Annotated in this window: 21 protein-coding genes; all 21 read right to left on the bottom strand. The window is 37.8% G+C overall.

Annotated features, from left to right (window positions below; translation table 11 throughout):
- A partial coding sequence (locus BUC45_RS07285) for a sporulation protein YqfD (protein WP_296971265.1) occupies positions 1-671 on the bottom strand: 671 nt, incomplete at its 3' end.
- A gap of 16 nt (positions 672-687) precedes the next feature.
- A complete protein-coding gene (gene yqfC, locus BUC45_RS07280) occupies positions 688-957 on the bottom strand; it encodes a sporulation protein YqfC (RefSeq protein WP_296971263.1) in 270 nt (89 codons plus the stop codon).
- 131 nt (positions 958-1088) lie between these two features.
- Positions 1089-1490 (bottom strand): hypothetical protein, encoded by a 402-nt coding sequence (locus BUC45_RS07275; RefSeq protein ID WP_296971261.1) that lies wholly within the window; start codon positions 1488-1490, stop codon positions 1089-1091.
- 12 nt (positions 1491-1502) lie between these two features.
- Positions 1503-2501 (bottom strand): flotillin-like protein FloA, encoded by a 999-nt coding sequence (gene floA, locus BUC45_RS07270; protein ID WP_296971259.1) that lies wholly within the window; start codon positions 2499-2501, stop codon positions 1503-1505.
- Positions 2501-3829, bottom strand: a complete 1329-nt coding sequence (locus tag BUC45_RS07265) for an NfeD family protein (protein WP_296971258.1) — start codon at positions 3827-3829, stop codon at positions 2501-2503. The genes floA and BUC45_RS07265 overlap by 1 nt, the downstream gene beginning before the upstream one ends.
- 110 nt (positions 3830-3939) lie before the next feature.
- Positions 3940-4383 (bottom strand): GatB/YqeY domain-containing protein, encoded by a 444-nt coding sequence (locus BUC45_RS07260; RefSeq protein WP_296971256.1) that lies wholly within the window; start codon positions 4381-4383, stop codon positions 3940-3942.
- A 14-nt stretch (positions 4384-4397) separates the two neighbouring features.
- Positions 4398-4580, bottom strand: coding sequence for a 30S ribosomal protein S21 (gene rpsU, locus BUC45_RS07255; RefSeq protein WP_296971254.1), 183 nt, complete (start codon positions 4578-4580; stop codon positions 4398-4400).
- Positions 4581-4680: 100 nt separating this feature from the next.
- A complete protein-coding gene (locus BUC45_RS07250; protein ID WP_366749909.1) occupies positions 4681-5025 on the bottom strand; it encodes a histidine triad nucleotide-binding protein in 345 nt (114 codons plus the stop codon).
- 91 nt (positions 5026-5116) lie between these two features.
- Entirely contained in the window at positions 5117-6424 is a 1308-nt protein-coding gene (gene mtaB / locus BUC45_RS07245) for a tRNA (N(6)-L-threonylcarbamoyladenosine(37)-C(2))-methylthiotransferase MtaB (RefSeq protein WP_296971252.1), read from the bottom strand.
- Positions 6424-7182 carry a 16S rRNA (uracil(1498)-N(3))-methyltransferase gene (locus BUC45_RS07240; RefSeq protein WP_296971250.1) on the bottom strand — a complete coding sequence of 253 codons (759 nt, stop codon included), beginning with the start codon at positions 7180-7182 and terminating at the stop codon, positions 6424-6426. Before BUC45_RS07240 ends, mtaB begins: the two co-directional genes overlap by 1 nt.
- A gap of 17 nt (positions 7183-7199) precedes the next feature.
- The gene (prmA, locus tag BUC45_RS07235; RefSeq protein ID WP_296971249.1) at positions 7200-8144 is read right to left on the bottom strand and encodes a 50S ribosomal protein L11 methyltransferase; all 945 of its coding nucleotides are present in this window, start codon (positions 8142-8144) and stop codon (positions 7200-7202) included.
- 14 nt (positions 8145-8158) lie between these two features.
- Entirely contained in the window at positions 8159-9322 is a 1164-nt protein-coding gene (dnaJ, locus tag BUC45_RS07230) for a molecular chaperone DnaJ (RefSeq protein ID WP_296971247.1), read from the bottom strand.
- A gap of 38 nt (positions 9323-9360) precedes the next feature.
- Entirely contained in the window at positions 9361-11214 is a 1854-nt protein-coding gene (gene dnaK / locus BUC45_RS07225; RefSeq protein WP_296971245.1) for a molecular chaperone DnaK, read from the bottom strand.
- Positions 11215-11229: 15 nt separating this feature from the next.
- Complete coding sequence (grpE, locus tag BUC45_RS07220) at positions 11230-11850, bottom strand: nucleotide exchange factor GrpE (RefSeq protein ID WP_296971244.1); 621 nt, start codon at positions 11848-11850, stop codon at positions 11230-11232.
- A 28-nt stretch (positions 11851-11878) separates the two neighbouring features.
- Complete coding sequence (locus tag BUC45_RS07215; protein ID WP_296971242.1) at positions 11879-13465, bottom strand: TCP-1/cpn60 chaperonin family protein; 1587 nt, start codon at positions 13463-13465, stop codon at positions 11879-11881.
- A gap of 21 nt (positions 13466-13486) precedes the next feature.
- Positions 13487-14521 (bottom strand): heat-inducible transcriptional repressor HrcA, encoded by a 1035-nt coding sequence (gene hrcA / locus BUC45_RS07210; RefSeq protein WP_296971240.1) that lies wholly within the window; start codon positions 14519-14521, stop codon positions 13487-13489.
- A gap of 86 nt (positions 14522-14607) precedes the next feature.
- Complete coding sequence (gene hemW, locus BUC45_RS07205) at positions 14608-15735, bottom strand: radical SAM family heme chaperone HemW (RefSeq protein ID WP_296971238.1); 1128 nt, start codon at positions 15733-15735, stop codon at positions 14608-14610.
- A gap of 2 nt (positions 15736-15737) precedes the next feature.
- Positions 15738-17540 (bottom strand): translation elongation factor 4, encoded by a 1803-nt coding sequence (gene lepA / locus BUC45_RS07200; RefSeq protein ID WP_296971236.1) that lies wholly within the window; start codon positions 17538-17540, stop codon positions 15738-15740.
- A gap of 35 nt (positions 17541-17575) precedes the next feature.
- Complete coding sequence (locus tag BUC45_RS07195) at positions 17576-17923, bottom strand: histidine kinase (RefSeq protein ID WP_296971235.1); 348 nt, start codon at positions 17921-17923, stop codon at positions 17576-17578.
- A gap of 62 nt (positions 17924-17985) precedes the next feature.
- Positions 17986-19263, bottom strand: a complete 1278-nt coding sequence (locus BUC45_RS07190) for a stage II sporulation protein P (protein WP_296971234.1) — start codon at positions 19261-19263, stop codon at positions 17986-17988.
- The gene (gene gpr / locus BUC45_RS07185) at positions 19235-20209 is read right to left on the bottom strand and encodes a GPR endopeptidase (RefSeq protein ID WP_366749918.1); all 975 of its coding nucleotides are present in this window, start codon (positions 20207-20209) and stop codon (positions 19235-19237) included. The genes BUC45_RS07190 and gpr overlap by 29 nt, the downstream gene beginning before the upstream one ends.
- Between the last annotated feature and the right edge of the window lie 11 nt (positions 20210-20220).

The raw sequence follows: 20220 nt of genomic DNA, 5'->3' as shown, positions 1-20220 counted from the left end.
TCAATAGGAAAAATTGCAATTGAGCGAAAAGAGCAGGCCGGAAAAGATGGCCTGCTCTTTTCTGGCTCAACTGCAATTCTTTCCTTATTTATTATATCACAGGGTGTACTTTCTTCAAGCTCGGGTGGCAATTGTTTTTTTACAAGCTCAACTATAAGCTTTGAACCTCTTATCTCAATTTCTGCCCAAGATATATTCTTATATTTTGTCAGCAACTTATTAAGATAATATTGCTTGTCAAGCCCATATTTAAACGTTCCTTCTCTCAAGCCCCATTTCCGTAAATCCTCGATAACAGACGTGCTTAAATCATCATCCGGACATTTTATCTCAATGTTCCAAATAAATGATGACATTAAATAAATCGCTACCACAAAAAGCAAGGCACCAAACAGAAATGCTTTTCGCTTTTTAAGTTTGGATATTGTAAAAAATAGACCTACTCGTTGTAAAACATATATGCGGCTGCGGGTTTTTTTTGCTAAACGGGCAAGTTTAAAAAAATCCTTTACATTTATCTTGGCAGTTAACTCATTATCATTAACTCGCTTAACATCCCATAAATAGAGATTCTTCATTGCAGCTTGATTTAATAGTCTTTCCCCATACTCACCTACAATTTTAATAATAACATAACCCGAAAGATAATTCCATAGTTTTATAAGAAGCACCGTTGTACCCCCTTAATCATTCCTCAAGCTCTATAGCTGTAATTTTTCCTTCAACAGTTATTTCATCAGCAATAATAGTTTTGATAAGAAGGCCTGCTCCCTTTATACACACTACCCCAATTGAAGTATTTATTTTTACCAATTCAGAGTTGTATTGTATAATACCTTTGTGATTTTCTATAAAAGCAGCAATCCTACCAGTAAGAATTACTTTGGGTACATCTAAAATTACATCTTGTGGTAAATCCAGAGCATCAGATATCTTTTGTCTTATTCCTTCGCTCATGGCGATATCTCCTTTTAAACTTGTTTAGTTAAAATTTATTCTATCATTCTCGGTTTAATAACTATAAAAAATAAAACCCTACAGTGTTTTATAAAACTGTAGGGTTTTATTGATTTTCAAAAGCTGTTACGTTAAAATCTGCGCTGCTTATGGGCAAGTGCCTTTGGCGGAGATAATATTTCTTGAAATATTATCCCTCTTAAAATATTTTCACGACTAAAAAGCTCGGATATTTCAATATCAGATTCGGGTTGTTGTTGGTGTTGTTTTGGCTCTGTATAATCGCAAGTAATTGTATCTTCCAAATCTTCTTCCAAAGGTATGCTTGAAAAATCAGATTCTATTTTTATAGTTCTTGATTCGCTTATATTACTTGTTTCCGGCTTGAAATCTTGAAAGGGCGGTAGCGGGTATTCCTTATTCTTCTCTGGTCTTTTCGGTGCTGGAAATGTCTTTGTTTTTTGAGGTTGACTAAATCGCTTGATTGCTTTACTAAAAATCATAAGTAGGATAAGGAAGATAATATTTTCCATTTAATTAATCACCTACTCTTTATTCTGTTTATCTACATTTTCGCCCTTTTGCCCCAACTTAGATATAGAATCCCTCATCTGAGTATCAGCCATTACATTTTTCATATTATAGTAATCCATAACTCCTAGTTTCCCTTGCCGTAAAGCTTCTGCCAATGCCTTTGGAACATCCGCTTCAGCTTCAACCACTTTTGCTCTCATTTCTTGAACCATTGCTTTCATTTCTTGCTCTTTAGCTACTGCCATCGCTCGACGTTCTTCAGCTCTGGCTTGAGCAATACGCTTATCTGCCTCAGCTTGATCTGTTTGCAGCTGAGCACCGATATTCCTGCCTACATCCACATCAGCTATATCTATGGAAAGTATTTCAAAAGCCGTTCCCGAATCAAGACCCTTGTTCAAAACAGTGCGGGAAATCAAGTCGGGATTTTCTAAAACAGCTTTATGACTTTCAGCAGAACCGACAGTCGTTACAATACCCTCTCCAACTCTTGCAATAATTGTTTCCTCGCCGGCTCCTCCTACTAAACGGTCGATGTTGGCCCTTACCGTAACCCGAGCCTTTGCTTTTACTTCAATTCCATCTTTTGCTACTGCTGCAACAACAGGTGTTTCAATCACCTTAGGATTTACGCTCATTTGAACTGCCTCAAGTACATTTCGGCCAGCTAAATCAATTGCCGCAGCACGCTCAAAGGTCAGTGGAATCTCCGCTCTTTGAGCTGCGATTAGTGCATTTACTACTCTATCTACATTACCACCCGCAAGATAATGTGCCTCAAGCTTATCGACTCCTATATCTATACCGGCTTTTACAGCTTTTATCAGAGGGTTTACAATCTTGTTTGGAGGTACTCGGCGAAGCCTCATACCAATCAGATTAAAAATTCCTATCTTTACCCCTGCAGCTAAGGCTGAAATCCATAACCCTAGAGGGACAAAGCTCAAAACAACCGCAAGCGCAATAAATATTAAAGCTATGATTAAAAGCAAACCTATTGCTGGTCCCATTATACATTCTCCCTTTCTATACTTTTTACGATAATCTTACTGCCTTCTACTCTTATAACCACAATGTCTGAACCGCTCGGTATAAACTCTCCTTCTGCTAAAACATCAACTTTCCTTTCACCTATAATTGCCGTGCCTGCAGGTCTTAATGGAGTCACTGTTTTACCTCTGGCACCTAAAAACTCACTCATATCTTTATTTACGGCTATATATCCTTCTGATTTCTCTTGTTTTGTTCCTAGAATAATTCGATTAAAAATCGGATTCACCGTTATTCTTTTCATGAGGAAGTATATTATTAGTCCACTGGCTGCCATTGCAAACAGGATAGAAATTAGAGCCTGTTCTAAACTCGGAAAGGCCATTATCACGCTTCCGATTATTGATAATATCCCTGATACACCAAAAACTCCAAAACCCGGAATAAACATTTCAATGACCAGAAGCAGCAAGCCAATAATAAATAAACCTAAAACCCAAGATTGTGCAGCACCTGCCATAAAACTCCCACCGAAAAATAGGCCAAAAGCTATAAGACCAATTACCCCTGGAATGCCAAAGCCCGGTGTCAGTATTTCAGTAATAGTACCTACAATGCCTACGGTTAAAAGCACAGGTGCTACATAGGGATTTGAAGCCATGTGTGCAATTCTTTCGGAAAGGTTCATGTCAGCCTTAACCACTTCTACATTCTTTATATCATCGTTGATAATTCTTTGAACAACTTGGTCTAAGCTGTCTGCTTGCTCATCTACAAGACCTAATTTTATAGCTTCTCCGGTAGTAAGTGAGAGGATCTTCCCCTTTTCCTTAACCCCTTCGATGACTATATCAGCATCAGCCATTGCAGCTACTAATTGAGGATCCCTGCCGGTCTTTTCGGCAACTGCCCTCAGTGCAGAAGACCAGTAGGAAATATATTTTTCTTCATTTGGCCTTGTTTCAGCAGCACCGATAGTAACACCGGGAACAGCCATTATCGTCTTGGATGATATGGCAATAATTACGCCGGCGGAAGTTGCCTCATTGTTTATGAAGCTCACCGTGGGGATAGAGGTTTTAAGAATAGCATTACTTATTTTTATAGCCGAACCCACTTCACCACCGGGTGTATCTATCTCGAAAATCAAGGCTTTTGCTTGCATTTCTTCTGCTTCTCGTATGCCTCTTATGACGAAAGTAGCGAGTCCATTGTCGATTACGCCTCTAACCGGAACAATATATACATATTCTGAAGCTTTTATCGCATTTTCAGCTAAACTCTGTTCCACAGGAGCAAAAATCAAGCATATTAAAAAGATTGTAATCAGGACTTCTTTATATCTCATATTCCTCTCCCCGATCTTTGACTAAGCATCTTAATTCATTTGAATCTGTTTATTAGCCTGTTATCATTGATAAAAAGCTTGGCATCTTCGGATACCAAGCTTTTTAATTATCACTGCAAAAGCTTTTTTACCATATTGCTAATTAGGCCGCCGTCAGCCCTGCCTTTTACTTTAGACATGACGGTTCCCATAACTTTGCCCATATCTTTTATGCTATTCGCCCCAACTTCAATAATAGCCTGACGAACTATTTCTTCCACTTCTTCATCAGTCAACTGCTGAGGGAGATAACTGGATAGAATAGTTACTTCTCTTTCCAGACTTTCTACGACTTCGGCTTTGCCTAATCGTTCGTATTCGTTTATATCGTTTTTGCGCTTCTTTACTTCTTTAAAAAGCACTTCGATAACTTCTTCATCATCTAATTCATGAAGCTTCTCTTTTTCTGCATAAAGAATCGCCGATTTTGCCATGCGAATAACTGAAAGCCTGTCTTTTTCTCCAGCTTTTAACGCAGCTTTCATGTCGCTGTTTAACATATCTTTTATCGACATGTTATTATCTCTCCTTAAAATTTACGAGTTTTTCTTTTACGGGCTGCCTCAGATTTTTTCTTACGCTTTACACTCGGCTTTTCATAGTGCTCACGCTTTCTTACTTCAGAGAGCACTCCTGACCTTTGACACTTTCTCTTAAACCTTCGAAGCGCATTGTCTAATGATTCATTTTCCCCTACTTTAACTTCCGACACTTTATATTCCCTCCCTCCGCTGCACTTTCTGCTACATAGAAGTCTTACTATAAAATGTGACTATAGTTAATTATAAAGCCAGATTCAATTATCGTCAACATCATCCGGGAGGCCATGTCATGAATCTGCCGCCTAACAGGTGAAAGTGCAAATGATTAACGGTTTGACCTCCTTCATCACCTGTATTAACTACCAATCTAAAACCTTTTTTATCTATGTTGCTTTCTTGGGCGAGATGTTGTGCCACTTTAGTAATTTGTTTAAGGATTTCTGCATTATCCTTATTAATTTCCATAATTGATGCTATATGTTTTTTTGGAATCAAAAGGAGATGGATAGGGGCTTGTGGATTGATATCATTAATAGCAATAACTTCCTCATCCTCATAAACGACTCTCGCCGGTATTTCTTTATTTATTATTTTGCAGAAAACACAGTCCATCAAATTCCCACCTCCTTCATCCATAGTTGTTTTTACTCTATTTAAATTTATTCAACATTAATACAAGTATTTCCTTCTTTCCTTAAACAAAATTTTATTTTTCAATGACCTCACCGAAAATATAATCATTTAAAGCTTTCTTCAATCTTACATGTATTATCTTATTGTGAAGGTCTTGCTTTGATTTTACAGCAACTTTAATGTAATTTCCGGTAAGGCCTTCATAGAAGTTATCGTCTTTTTTATCCTCAAATAGCACTTCTTGTATAGAGTTTATAAATCTTTTGCAAAAATCCCTTTCAAGTTTTTCGCTTAAGGATATTAACCTATGGCTCCTCTCAACCTTTACACTTTTTTCAATTTGATTGGGCATATCATCTGCCAATGTTCCTTTTCTTGGAGAGAAGGGAAATACATGGAGTCTTGAAAAATTTATCTCTTTTATAAAGTTTTCGGTCTGCTTGAATTCTTCTTCGGTTTCTCCCGGGAAACCTACAATAACATCTGTGGTAATCGATGCATCCGGCATTAATTCTCTAATGTAATTAATTCTATCTCTAAACTCGTCGGTGGTATAACGACGGTTCATTCTGCGAAGTACAGTATCGCATCCGCTCTGGAGTGGTACATGGAAATGGCGGCAGAATTTTTTTATTTTGAACAAACCGTTCAGAAATTCATCTGTCAATTCCATAGCCTCAATAGAGCTTAATCGTATCCTTTCTATACCTTCAATTTCTGCAATTCTTGAAATAACATCAAGTAAATGAATGTTTTCACCTTTGAAGTCACGACCATATAATCCCAGATGAATCCCTGTAAGCACGATTTCTTTAAAGCCATCTTTTGCTAAGTTTTGAGCTTCATCTATAATATTGCCAATCGAACGACTTCTAACAGGACCTCGTGCATAAGGAATTATGCAATAAGAGCAAAACATATTACAACCATCCTGTATTTTTAAAAATGCCCGAGTCTTCTGACGATGGCCCTTGAAAGCTATCTCCTCAAATGTTTGCTGCTTCATTATGTTACTCACAGTCACAATTGGTTGACTGCCTTGTTTGGCTTTTTCTACCAAGTCGACTATGCGATGTCTATCTTTTGTACCTACAGCAACTGATATACCCTGTATGTTTAATACTTCATGTAGAGCCATTTGAACATAACATCCCACAACCGCAACTTTAGCCGATGGATTGTTACGGATCGCTTTACGAATAATCTGCCGCGATTTTCTTGCACTTTCATTTGTTACATTACAAGTGTTTACCACATACACATCTGCTTTAGTATCAAAGTCCACTATTTCATAGCCTTTATTTTCAAAAAGCTCTGCCATGGCTGCAGATTCATATTGATTTACTTTACATCCTAGAGTAAAAAAAGCTACTTTCGGCATTATTTTCCTCCCATGTCGCCGATTTCATACATCAACACACTACATGCAACAACTCCTGCTGTTTCAGTTCTCAATATCCTGGGACCTAGGCTTACAGGTATGGCACCTGCAGCCTTTGCCTTTTCTACTTCATCTTTCGAAAAGCCACCTTCAGGTCCTATTAACACTGCAATTTTTGAAATGCCTTTATTCTCGTTCATATCCTTAATTATATGTCTTAGTGATATTTCTTTCTCGTTTTCCCAAGGAATTATACATAATGAGTAATTTTGAATTTCTTGCAGGGCAAGGTCAAAGCTTAAAACATCATCTATCTTAGGTATATCCATCCTCATACACTGTTTTGCAGCTTCCTTGACAATTTTTCCCCAGCGGGCCTTTCGATGTCCTAATTTGGATGGCGAAATATTTACAACTGTCCTTTGTGTTATAATCGGGATAAATTTGCTTACTCCAATTTCTGTATTTTTTTGAAGTATCCAATCAAACTTTTCTCCCTTAGGCAAACCTTGAAATAATGTTATATAAGGGCTTATACTCTTTACTTTATTTTTCTCGATAATCTTCAATTTTACCCTAGGCCCTTGCATGTCGATGTCTAAAATAACCCCGATACTCTCAGTATTTGCACCATCTGATATATAGATCACATCACCTGTTTGATATCTAAGAACTCGGATTATATGATGGGCATCTTCTCCCGAAATTGTTATCTGATCATTAATATTTAAGTCTTGAAATACAAAAAATCTAGACATAAAAATAACCTCCCCCATCAATCACCGATGGGGGCTTGAGTTGAAACCAACGCAACCCATTCACCTTTTTCAAATTGCTCTACTAAATCAAAGCCGTTTTTTTCTAGTGCCTCTATAACAGATAATTTCCGATCCTTTATAATTCCTGATGCAATGAAAACACCATTATCTTTTAAACATAGCGCCACATCTTTGCTCAAATCAATTATGACATCAGCTATTATATTAGCAACTATAATATCAGCTTTGAAATTAATGTTCTGTAATTTATCGCCCTTTATAGCCCTAACGCAGGTTTCTAAATCGTTTCTCTTAATATTTTCGCGGGCAATTCGCACAGCATTTTCATCTCTATCGATAGCTAATACTTGTTCGGCTCCGAGCTTGCCACTTGCTATTGACAATATTCCGGAGCCACAGCCCACATCAATAACCGTTATACCATTTTTTATATATTTTTCTAAAATTTCGAGACACAGCATAGTGGTTTCATGGGTTCCTGTGCCAAATGCCATACCGGGATCCAATTCAACAACAATCTCATCTCTCTCTGGTTTATATACCTCCCAGGAGGGTTTTACTACAATGTTTTTGCCTATGTGGGTAGGTTTATAATACTTTTTCCATGCACTACTCCAATCGGTTTCGGAAATCGTTGTTAGGACTACCTCTCCCTTCCCGATGTCAAGACCATAGCTTGGAAGTTCGCTTATACGGTCACGAATTGCCTGCGTCCTTTCAGCAAGACTACTGTCCTCAATCAAGTATCCCGTAACCTGAGCCACTTCAAAATCCAATCCTTCTGGAATATCAAGATAGTCCCACTCCTCAGGGTCATGTGGTCTAAGGTATATTTTAGGATCTTCAATTACCACTCCGGCTACCCCGGCTTCATAGAATATATTTGATACTGCTTCAATAGCTTCAGTTGTGGTCTTGACTTTTATCTCTACCCAGTTCATTTAAACCCTCCCAATTATACACCAAAAGCACCTTTCATTTTCCCAAAAAGGCCTTTTGATGTTGGTTTTACATGTTCTCCACTTATTTCAGCAAATTTTAGCAAAAGCTCTCTTTGTTGTTCGTTTAAATTCTTAGGTATTACTACTTCTGCTTCCACATACATATCCCCTCGACCATATCCTTTACTATGGGGCACACCTTTGGATTTCAAACGAAATCTAGTCCCCGGCTGGGTCCCTTCAGGTATACGGAGTTTTACCTTTCCTTCCAATGTTGGAACCTCTATTTCATCACCAAGAGCTGCCTGGACAAAAGATATCGGTGCTTTATATATCAGGTCATCGCCCTCTCTGACAAATAGTTTATGAGGTTTGACTCGGATTACAATGTATAAGTCACCTGGAGGGCCTCCGGCTTCACCAGGCTCACCTTCTCCACTCATGCGAAGTCTTGAGCCGTTATCAACGCCTGCGGGGATTTTTACTTTCAGTTTGCGAGCAACTCTGCTTTTCCCTAAGCCGTGGCATTCCTGGCATACTTCCTCCACAATACTTCCACTGCCACCACAAGTTCCACATGTAGTCACATTAGTAAATTGCATAGAACCAAGGTTTTGCACCTTTCTTACCTGCCCAGTCCCTCCGCAAGTGGGACAGGTTTTGGGCCGGGTGCCAGGTTTGGCCCCGGTGCCATTACATTTTTTACAGTTCTCCATACGATATATCTCAATTTCTTTTTCTGCACCAAAAACAGCTTCTTCTAAAGTTATTTCCAAGTCATACCTTAAATCTGCCCCGCGAACCGGACCTCTTCGTCTACTCTGACTAAAGCCGCCGCCAAACCCTCCGAACATATCAAATATATCGTCAAAGAGACCACCGCCAAAATCACTAAAGTTGCCAAAACCTCCAAAGTTACCGAAACCTCCAAAGTTACTCGCATCAAAGTTTCCTTCCCCAACACCAGCATGACCAAACTGATCGTATCTGGCACGCTTTTCCGGATCTCGGAGAACTTCATAAGCCTCATTTATTTCTTTAAACTTTTCAGCGGCATCCTTATCTTTGTTTACATCAGGATGATATTTACGGGCTAGCTTTCTAAATGCTTTCTTTATCTCATCTTCACTCGCATCTCTACCGACGCCTAATACCTCATAATAATCTTTCTTTGCCAATCGGCATCACCCCATCCAAGTCAGCCCCGTAAGAGCCGTTAATTCTCATCATCCACAACCTTATAATCAGCATCTACTACTTTTTCATCACCTGTATTGCCGGCCGAATCAGATTTATTTGTTTCAGTGTATCCCTGCTGAGACGAATCTGTCTGTGCGCCACTTGCTTGGTATAGCTTTGAAGATATGTCATAGAATACCTTTGTCAAATCATCTGTTGCTTTTCGAATTTTCTCAGTATCATCTGATTCAATAGCCGCTTTTACATTATCGATTTCTTTTCTAACTTTTTCCTCATCATCTTTACTTATTTTATCTGCTAAATCGGATAACATTTTTTCTGATTCATATACTAGTGAATCAGCTTTGTTTTTGGCTTCGATTTTCTCTTGTTTTTTTCTATCCTCTTCAGCAAATTTCTCTGCATCTCTTATCATCCGCTGTATTTCTTCTTCATTTAAAGTAGAAGACGCTGTAATAGTTATCTTTTGCTCTTTTCCTGTACCTAAGTCTTTAGCCGTTACATTTACAATTCCGTTTACATCAATATCGAAAGTAACTTGAATTTGCGGAACTCCTCTAGGTGCCGGTGGAATACCAGTGAGTTGAAACCTTCCTAGTGTAATATTATCAGCCGCCATAGGACGTTCGCCTTGGAGTACATGAATATCTACTGCTGTTTGACCATCCGCTGCAGTTGTAAATATCTGGCTTTTCGATGTAGGGATGGTGGTATTTCTTTCAATTAGTTTAGTGAAAACTCCACCTAAAGTTTCAATTCCTAAAGATAGTGGTGTAACATCCAGCAGCACTATATCATCAACTTCACCTGCTAAAATCCCGGCTTGAATTGCAGCTCCGAGTGCCACAACTTCATCAGGATTAACGCCTTTATGCGGCTCTTTGCCCATTAATTTTTTTATAGCTTCCTGAACCGCAGGAATTCGAGTCGAACCTCCGACAAGTATTATCTTATCTACATCTTGAGGTTTTAACCCAGCATCGGATAATGCCCTCTCGGTAGGACCCATGGTAGCTTCAACCAAATCTCGAGTTAGTTCTTCGAATTTAGCCCTTGTAAGTGTTACTTCAAGATGTTTCGGTCCATTCGCATCTGCTGTAATAAACGGTAAGTTTATATCCGTGCTCATCACGCTGGATAATTCTATTTTAGCCTTCTCTGCGGCTTCCCTTAATCTTTGAAGAGCCATCCGATCTTTCCTAAGATCGATACCGTGCTCTTTTTTAAACTCATCAGCTATATAATCAACTATGCGCTGGTCGAAATCATCTCCGCCTAATCTGTTATTACCACTGGTTGCCTTTACTTCGAAAACTCCATCGCCAACTTCAAGAATAGATACATCAAATGTTCCACCGCCTAAATCAAAAACCAGAATGGTATGATCATTGCTTTTATCAAGACCATAAGCCAATGCGGCGGCAGTAGGTTCATTTATTATTCTAAGCACTTCTAGACCGGCTATTGTTCCAGCATCTTTTGTGGCTTGCCGTTGACTATCTGAAAAATATGCAGGTACCGTAATAACCGCCTTAGTAACTTTTTCCCCTAAATAACTTTCAGCATCTTGTTTTAATTTCTGCAAAACCATTGCAGAAATCTCCTGCGGCGTATATGTCTTATCATCAATATGAACCCTGTAGTCAGTACCCATATATCTTTTTATTGATTGAATGGTCCTTTCAGGGTTAGTTATAGCCTGACGCTTAGCTAACTGACCAACTAAACGTTCACCGTCTTTAGTAAAAGCAACTACCGAAGGTGTAAGCCTCGATCCTTCTGCATTAGGTATAATTACAGGTTTACCACCCTCCATGTATGCTACTACTGAATTCGTTGTTCCGAGATCAATACCTATTACTTTACTCATAAGCAATCACCCCTCTTAATTATTTTTAACGACTTTAACCATACTTGGTCTAATGACTTTAGAGTTATACATATAACCTTTCAGCATGACTTCAGCTACTGTACCAGGTTCGTATTCCTCACTTTCGACCATCATCACAGCATCATGAAAATTGGGATCAAAAGGCTTTCCTAATGCTTCTATTTCTCTAATACCGTGTTTTTCAAGCACCTTTTTAAGTTGCTCATATATCAATTCAATACCTCTATATAATGCATCATTTTTATCTTCTATTGAATCTAAAGCTCTCTCGAAATTATCTATAACAGGTAAAATATCAATTACTAATTGCTCACCGGCATAAAGATGAATTTCTCGAATATCTCTTTCAGTTCTTTTTCTATAATTTTCTAAATCCGCCTGGGTTCTAAGCCATCTATTCTTGTAATTATCTATTTCTTTTTGTTTTTCTTCTAAAATCTTTTTTAAATCAACATTTTCTTGCATATCATCTATTTGCTCAGCTTGATTTCCGTTTTGTGCATTTTCCGAAATCATTTCAGATTTATCACTGCAAATACATCCATTTTGCTTGATTTCTTCGCTAGTAACCTCATTTTGCTTGCAACTTCCATTTTCCTTTGATTTTATAGTCAATGGTTATATTCCCCCTTTCGTTTTTATTTTAAAAATCCATCTCGCCGGTAGCTATTGGTGACTCTTGGGTAGCTTTTTGGGCAGCAGATGCATCATCACGTTTTTTTATTATGGTATTAATTCTTAAAATAGCCTCGGAAACTTCCCCTGCTGCTTTTAGTGCATAAGACTTTACTCTGGCGGGGTCTAATACTCCAAGCTCCACCATATCGGCTACTTCCCCATTTTCACAATTTATCCCTATCGAATTTATGCATTTTTCAGTCTGTGTATATATAACTTCTTCTACTTTTTCCAAAGGGTTATACCCTGAGTTATATACGATTTGAGCTAATGGTTTTTTCAGGGCTAATATGACACAATCAAGTCCATAGGCGGCCATGCCCTTAATTTTAGCTCTCTGCTTCTCTAACTCTCTAGACATGGCTATTTCAATAGATCCTCCTCCGGGAACTATGCCATAAAGAATCGCAGCTTGAAGCGATGATGCGGCGTCCTTTGCAATACGCTCTCTTTCACCTGCTATTTCCTCGGTGGCGGCTCCTACCATAACAGTAGCCATGGGGTTCCCTTTTCCACCAACTATTCTAAGCTGTTTTGATTTTTCATCTTCGTAAACCTTCTCAGCTTGACCTATGTAACTTCGGATTTCTTCAACCGGTTTATTAAGGCCAAGCCTTTTTATTATACGAGCTCCCGTATGTTCTGCAACTTTTTCCATGTCTTTTCTAGATACCCTTTCCAATGCAATAATACCTGCATCGGTAAGTATTTCTTCAGCTTCATCATTAATACCTTTATCAACTAACACTAAATTAACATTTAAGTCAACTATTTTTTTGAGATTTTCCTTAAATTCTTCCTTCATTGCCAAATAGCGGGCAAAACCTGCCTCAGTTCTTAATGCCTCAGGTGCAATTTCTTCCGGCTCTAAGGCATCATCTATTAATAATACTCTTACATCGGATATTTCTTGCGGCATTTGGCTATTCAGCTTTTCTTTGTCTATTATAAGGCCAAGAAATACCTCATTTTCAGCACCAGCTCTTGCCATTATGATATCCTTTAATTTAAAATTCTTATCTTTAAGCTTTTCTTCACCCACTAATTTTGCGGCCTTAGTAACCAGCTCCGCTATATCCTCATTTTCTCTTCCGGCAATTAGTGCAATATTCTTCAGATTTATATCATCAATCCCGGTTATAGGAATTGCATTGGACTCTAAGGTTTCTTGAGCCGTCTTTATACCTATTTTTATACCTTCAATTACCTTGGCGACAGGCACTCCTCTTAAAATTTGACTCACGCCTTCAGATACCATTGCTCCTGCCATGATAGTAGCAGTTGTAGTTCCGTCACCTACTTCTTCTTGTTGGGCCTTCGCTATATTTATGAGTATTTTTGCGGCAGGATGGTTTACATCCATTTGTTTTAAGATGGTGACACCATCATTGGTTATGGTCACTTCACCAAAACGATCTACTAACATAATATCCAGGCCCTTGGGGCCAATAGTTCCCTCGACAGCCGACGCTACAGCTCTTATTGCATTTGAATTTGTTATCAAAGCTGCCAGTTTCTCATCGACTTCTTGTGTATTATCTTGAAATGACAATATAGATACCTCCTCTTGTAATTACAACATATCTGATACAGTTTTTATCAGATACTCTGTTACCTGTTCAAGTATGGATATAACTCTAGAATATTCCATACGGGTCGGCCCCATAATCCCGAATATCCCCAAGTTCTTTTTATCTATGGAAACATTTGCAGTTACTATACTGAAATCCTGCAATTCTGTCAGTGTATTCTCATTCCCAATGGTAACGGTTATGGCATTAGGTTTGGATAAATCTTTAAGTGCTTTTATAATTAACTCTCGATGTTCAAGTAAAGATAAAAAGCTCTTGACTTTTTCCACATCCTGAAACTCTGGATACTCTAGCATTTTAGAACTACCGGCAGAAACAACCTGGGTATTTTCTTGTATATCGCCAAGATTATCTAATAATATTTCTAATAACAGATTCAATATTTCATCATATTCTATCATCTCAGTCTTTACTGCATCCATTATTTCACTGGTAATCTCTGAAAAAGTTTTTCCGGTAAGATTTGCATTTAATATATTAGATATCCTTACAAAGTCGGAATCGCTAAAATTTTGAGGTATATCAATAATATGATGACTAACATTTCCATAATTTGTGACCATTAGCAAAAGGCCCTTGGTTTCATCTATACGGGTAATTTGAATGTGCTTTAAATGGCTGGTTTCTAATTGAGGCCCCATAATTATAGCGGTATAACTAGTTAGTCTTGATATTACACGTGCAGCCTGCTTTGCTATTTCTTCCAACTCGTTTACTCGTTTTTCAAAAGCCCGCCGTATCAATGTCTGATCAATTTCATTGAGCTTTTTGGACGGCAACAAAAAATCCACATAGTATCTGTAACCCTTGTGAGAAGGTATCCTACCCGCTGATGTATGTGGCTGGAACAAGTATCCTGATTCTTCTAAATCAGCCATCTCATTTCTTATAGTTGCAGGGCTTATACCAAGATTATATTTTCTGGCTATGGTTCTAGAGCTTACAGGCTCAGCAGTTGCAATATATTCATCAATTATCGCTGCCAGTATCTTAATTTTCCTTTCCTCAAGCATCATATCGTATACCCCCTTTTAGCACTCTCTCGGTTAGAGTGCTAAATCTATTATAAAAAATACCACTAAGATTATTTTTTGTCAAGAATTTATGGCAAAAATTCTGCAAAAACTATATTGGCAAAATCTAATCCTCTGCTGGTTAATCTGATTTTATTCGTGTTTTCTTTAATAAGCTCTTGTTCTTTCAGTTTTTCTATGGCTCTTCCGTAAACCTGCGTAAACTTCTTGCCAAACCTTTTTTGAAAGGCTTTTTTATCTAATCCATCCAAAAGACGTAAACCCAAAAAGCAGAACTCTGCTTGCTGTTCCTCTACGGAAATAGGCTCAATATTGGCAACGGCATTTGAATGCTCATTGATAGATTTTATATATGCTTGAATGGAAGAATAATTATAAAATCTTTTATTGTCTAAAAAAGAATGTGCTCCTGCCCCTAATCCCAAATACTCTTGGTAAGTCCAGTAAATCATATTATGTTTTGATTCTCGTCCGGGCATTGCAAAGTTTGAAATTTCATAATGATTGTAGCCTTTATTTGTTAATAGCTCAATGGCCCTATAATACATTTCTCGCTCATCGTCCTCAGATGGAAGTGCTAAAGTCCCTTCTTGCTGTCGACGGTAAAATTCCGTATCTTCCTCCACAGACAAAGAATAACAGGAAATGTGTTCCGGGAAAATGTGTAGAACTTTTTTTAGTGTTTCATCAAAATCCTCAACTTCCTGATTTGGAAGGCCAAAAATTAAATCTATATTAATATTGTCAAATCCAACGTTTCGTGCTGTTTCAAAATTTTTTTCAAAATCTTCAACAGTATGAATCCTGCCCATGATTTTCAGCAACTGATTTTGATAAGCTTGAAGGCCGATACTAAGTCTGTTAACTCCTAAATTCTTCAATGATATTAATTTTTCCCGAGTTAAAGTTCCGGGATTTGCTTCTATAGTGATTTCTGCATCTTTAGCTATGAATATGCTTTCATATAGAGCTCTTAAGATATCGGCCAAATGCTCGCATCTTAATATTGTCGGAGTTCCACCGCCAATAAATATAGTTTGGGCAGTATATCCATACTTCTTTAAACTTAAAATTTCTTTCTTTAATGCTGCAAGGTATTCAGGTATAAGCTCCAAAGTTGTAAAAGAATTAAAGTCACAGTAATGGCACTTTTTTATACAGAAAGGAATATGAATATACAATCCTATGGTTTTCATGGCTATTCCATTTTCAATACAGCCATAAAGGCTTCTTGAGGTAATTCTACATTACCTATCTTACGCATTCGTTTCTTACCTTCTTTTTGTTTCTCAAGAAGTTTTTTCTTACGCGATATATCTCCGCCATAACATTTAGCAAGAACATTTTTTCTTAAAGCCTTTACTGTTTCACGAGCTATGATTTTCCCTCCGATAGCTGCCTGAATTGGAACTTCAAATAAATGCCTTGGTATAACCTCTTTCAATTTTTCTGTTATCTGACGGGCACGACCGTATGCTTTATCCCTGTGCACAATAAATGAAAGTGCATCGACAATTTCTCCATTTAATAAGATATCCAGTTTTACCATATCGGATTTTTTATATCCTGTAAGCTCATAGTCAAGCGAGGCATAGCCTCGTGTCCTAGATTTGAGTTGATCAAAGAGATCGTATATTATTTCCGAAAGAGGCATATCATACCTCAAAATTACCCTCTTCTCATTAATATATTCCATATCTTTCATAGTGCCACGCTTTTCCTGGCATAAATCCATAACTGCCCCCATATATTCTGTAGGCAACATTATAGATGCCTCCACATACGGCTCTTCTATATATTCTATCTCGGCGGGATCTGGAAAATTAGTAGGATTGTCCACTTCAATTTTACTGCCATCAGTCTTTTTTACTTTAAAGATAACACTGGGAGCTGTTGTTATAATATTAAGATTGTACTCCCTTTCTAAGCGTTCTTGTACAACATCCATATGCAATAAGCCTAAAAAGCCGCATCGAAATCCAAATCCGAGTGCGGCAGAAGTTTCAGGTTCAAAGAACAGTGATGCGTCACTGAGCTGTAATTTGCCCAAGGCTTCTTTTAAGCTCTCATATTCTTCGCCTTCAGCAGGATACATGCCGCAAAAAACCATCGGTACAGCCTTTTTATAACCAGGCAAGGGCTCCTTTGCCGGATTTTCGGCATCGGTTATGGTATCACCAACCCTTGTATCAATTACATTTTTTATACTGGCAGCTACGTATCCCACTTCACCTGCCTGCAGATATTGTACCGGCTGCATATCGGGATTGAATACTCCTATTTCGGCTACTTCAAAAATCTTATCAGTCGACATCATTTTAATCATTTGTCTTGGCCGTATATGACCATCTATTACTCGGACAAAAGCGACCGCACCTTTATATGGATCATAGAGTGAATCAAATATGAGAGCACGCAGAGGTAATTCATTAAAGCCTTCAGGCGCAGGAACGCGCTGTACAATAGCCTCTAACACTTCTTTTATGCCTTGACCTGTCTTGGCAGAAGTCATAATTGCCTTTTCAGCATCAAGGCCGATAATTTCTTCAACTTCTCGTTTGGCCTCATCAGGTTCCGCACTTGGAAGATCTATTTTATTTATTATGGGTATTATCTCTAAGTTATGCTCTAAAGCAAGATACGTATTTGCTAAAGTCTGAGCTTCGATACCCTGACTGGCATCTACAATAAGCAAAGCACCTTCGCATGCTGCAAGACTTCTTGATACTTCATAGTTGAAATCTACATGACCCGGTGTATCAATAAGATTTAAAAGGTATTCTTTCCCATCGTCTGCTTTATATATCATCCTTACTGCCTTGGCTTTGATTGTAATACCTCTTTCCTTCTCCAAATCCATTTTATCCAAAACTTGATCCTGCATCTTACGTTCAGAAATAGTATTTGTATATTCCAAAAGTCTGTCGGCCAAGGTGGATTTGCCATGGTCTATGTGGGCAATAATGCAAAAATTCCTGATTCTCTCCCGGGGTATAGACATTATGTTCCTCCTCTTCTTTATACCTTAACTCAAATTTAATTATACCTATTTGCAGGTTTTTTATCAACATTTTGGCGGTCTTTTAATATTGTTCTTGCAGGAATTAAGGAATAGAGGGTGAACTCTTTTTCATTAATTTTTAAGCTCAAACGGCCTTTACCGATAAATATTTCACCTACTTTATAGTACTTTTGAAGTTTAAAAGTTTTTCCTAAGATAGTCAAATCATATGCTCTATTATTGAAAATGATAAGGTTAAAACTTTTTGGTCTTATGTCAAGACCCATCGTAGCATTCAAGCCTTCCTCTGCAATGCGGATGCCAAGAGAAAGAATAATTGTAAATATAATAAAAAGCGTCACAAAGTCTTTATAAATCATCATTGTATTTCCTTTATTTGATTTTATGAATTGGTCAGACTTATTTTTAGCTATTTATCATGTTTTCATTCAACAATTGACAATTCGTTTATTATATCAGCAAGTACTTTGGCAAATATTTCCGCTGACTTTATTGATTCTTCTAATGTATTGCCATGACTTCCGATTTCTAATAAAATAGCTTTTTTGGATAAATGTTGATTAAACCGCTCACTTCTTAAATTGATACCGCGAGATATTCCCGGATAAAGTTGTTCTAATTTATCATTTAGCAAGTTGGCAAACTGATAATTTTCCTTCCAGTTAGGATGAGGAAAATTTTTGTCGGTTCCTATAACCAGCATTAATCGAGAATAAGTAGTGCCATCGATTTTAACTGTAGTTATCTCTCTAGACTTTTGTGGATCGGCTACAGGGGCATCTCTATGAAGGTCTATAATTATTTTTATAGACGGATTCTGCTTTAGGATTTGTTCAACGGTCTTTAGTGAGTTCGCATATGATGTCATATAAGTTGGAATATCATGAACCGTTTTATTGTGCATCGTAGGTATTTTTAGGCGGTTTAATTGGCTTGCCATGACTTCTCCTACTTTTACAACAGTGTAATTTAAGTCTTCTGTATGATAAGTCTTATCACGGGGCTTGTAATTAAATTTTTCCGATGGCATATAAGCTTCAGTGGTATGGGTATGATAAATAAGTACAAGCGGCTGCCCCGAAATAGGTTCTAGCTTTTCAACTTCATTCTCTTCTGCCTCATTAATTTGTGGTTGTGGCAGTTCTTCCGAAGGCTCATGTTCATTCTCAATAATAATGTCAGAATCTTGCATTGGTAACTCCACTCCCGGTGTCATTGCCATCTCAGTATTTATCAAACTGAAAACAGGAAGATGCATGAAAAAATAGGTTTCGGGATTTAAAATATCGATATTTGTCAGCGTGCGCGAAATAAAGCCTGTCGATTTTTTTAAATCTATTGAAGGCCTTTCAACTTCGTTTATATAATCCAATATCGGTAGACTTATATGCAGTATCCTTTTAAACACATTACTATCCACATTGTATAAAAAATTTTTCTGTTTTTTTACTTGCACATCGCTCCCGCTTACAACGGAGGTACTACCATAGTTTGCGTGATTTTTTACGGAAGTTGCCGCAATGTTCAAAAGTAATAAACAGATAAGAGTAAATAATATAAAAATCTTTATCTTAGGTTTTACTTTTATTACTTTAATTCTTATCAAATCTATCACATCCTCTCCATAAGCATATTCAATTAAAAATAAAAAAATGAGGCAAAAATTAGCCTCATTATTGAAGAAAAGTACTGACTTCATCATATTGTATCCCAGGATGTAAGGCCAGATTCAAGCCTCCTGCCAGAGTTTTAGCAGTATTATCAATTAAGGAGTCAATTTCCTTTGGCGTCACTACTAACTGCCCTACAAAAGGTGACATAACTTCCTGAATAAGCTTATATTTTTCCTCCTTATCAAGGTTTTCCAAGAGCTTATAAAAATCGCTTCCTGGTTTTGCCTGTCTTGTAAACTGGCCGATGAGCATATCCAGAGTATCATTGGCCATTGTTGCAGCATCTACTACAGTAGGTATACCTATGGCAATAACTGGTACTCCCATATTTTCCTGCGTTATACCCATGCGTTTGTTGCCCACGCCGGATCCTGGATAAACACCGGTATCTGTAATTTGTATTGTTGTACTTATGCGTTCCATACTTCTTGAAGCTAAAGCGTCTATAGCAATAATCATATCAGGCTTTACTTTTTCCACTAAGCCGCTGATTATATCTCCGGTTTCAATGCCTGTTATGCCTAAAACTCCCGGAGCAAGTGCACATACGGGTCGTATACCATCTTTTGTATTAAATTTTTCAGGCATATATTCAATCAAATGTCTTGTAATTATAAGTTTTTCTATGACCTTCGGGCCGAGGGAGTCAGGCGTAACATTCCAATTGCCCAGACCTATGACAAGCACTGTTGCTTCTATAGGGATTTCAACCATCCTCTTAAGCTCATCGGCTAAATTTTTACTGACTTCTTCCGTAAGAGCCGAATCTTTTTCTTTTAGTCTGGGTACTTCTAAAGTTACATAATATCCGATGGGCTTGCCCATTTTCTCTGAACCTTCTTCATCCTCGATTCTGACCCTGCTTATAGTCATTTGTTCAGATTTTTCGGTATCCACCGTAACTCCGGGGAGTTGCTCTTCTCCTACAAGCTCTCGTGCCTCTAATGCAAGATCAGTCCGTATGTTGATACTTATGACCTGATCAC

The organism is Tepidanaerobacter sp. EBM-38, assembly GCA_001896545.1.
Classification (GTDB): Bacteria; Bacillota; Thermosediminibacteria; order Thermosediminibacterales; family Tepidanaerobacteraceae; genus Tepidanaerobacter.
This window is presented reverse-complemented; position numbering and strand designations above follow the sequence as displayed.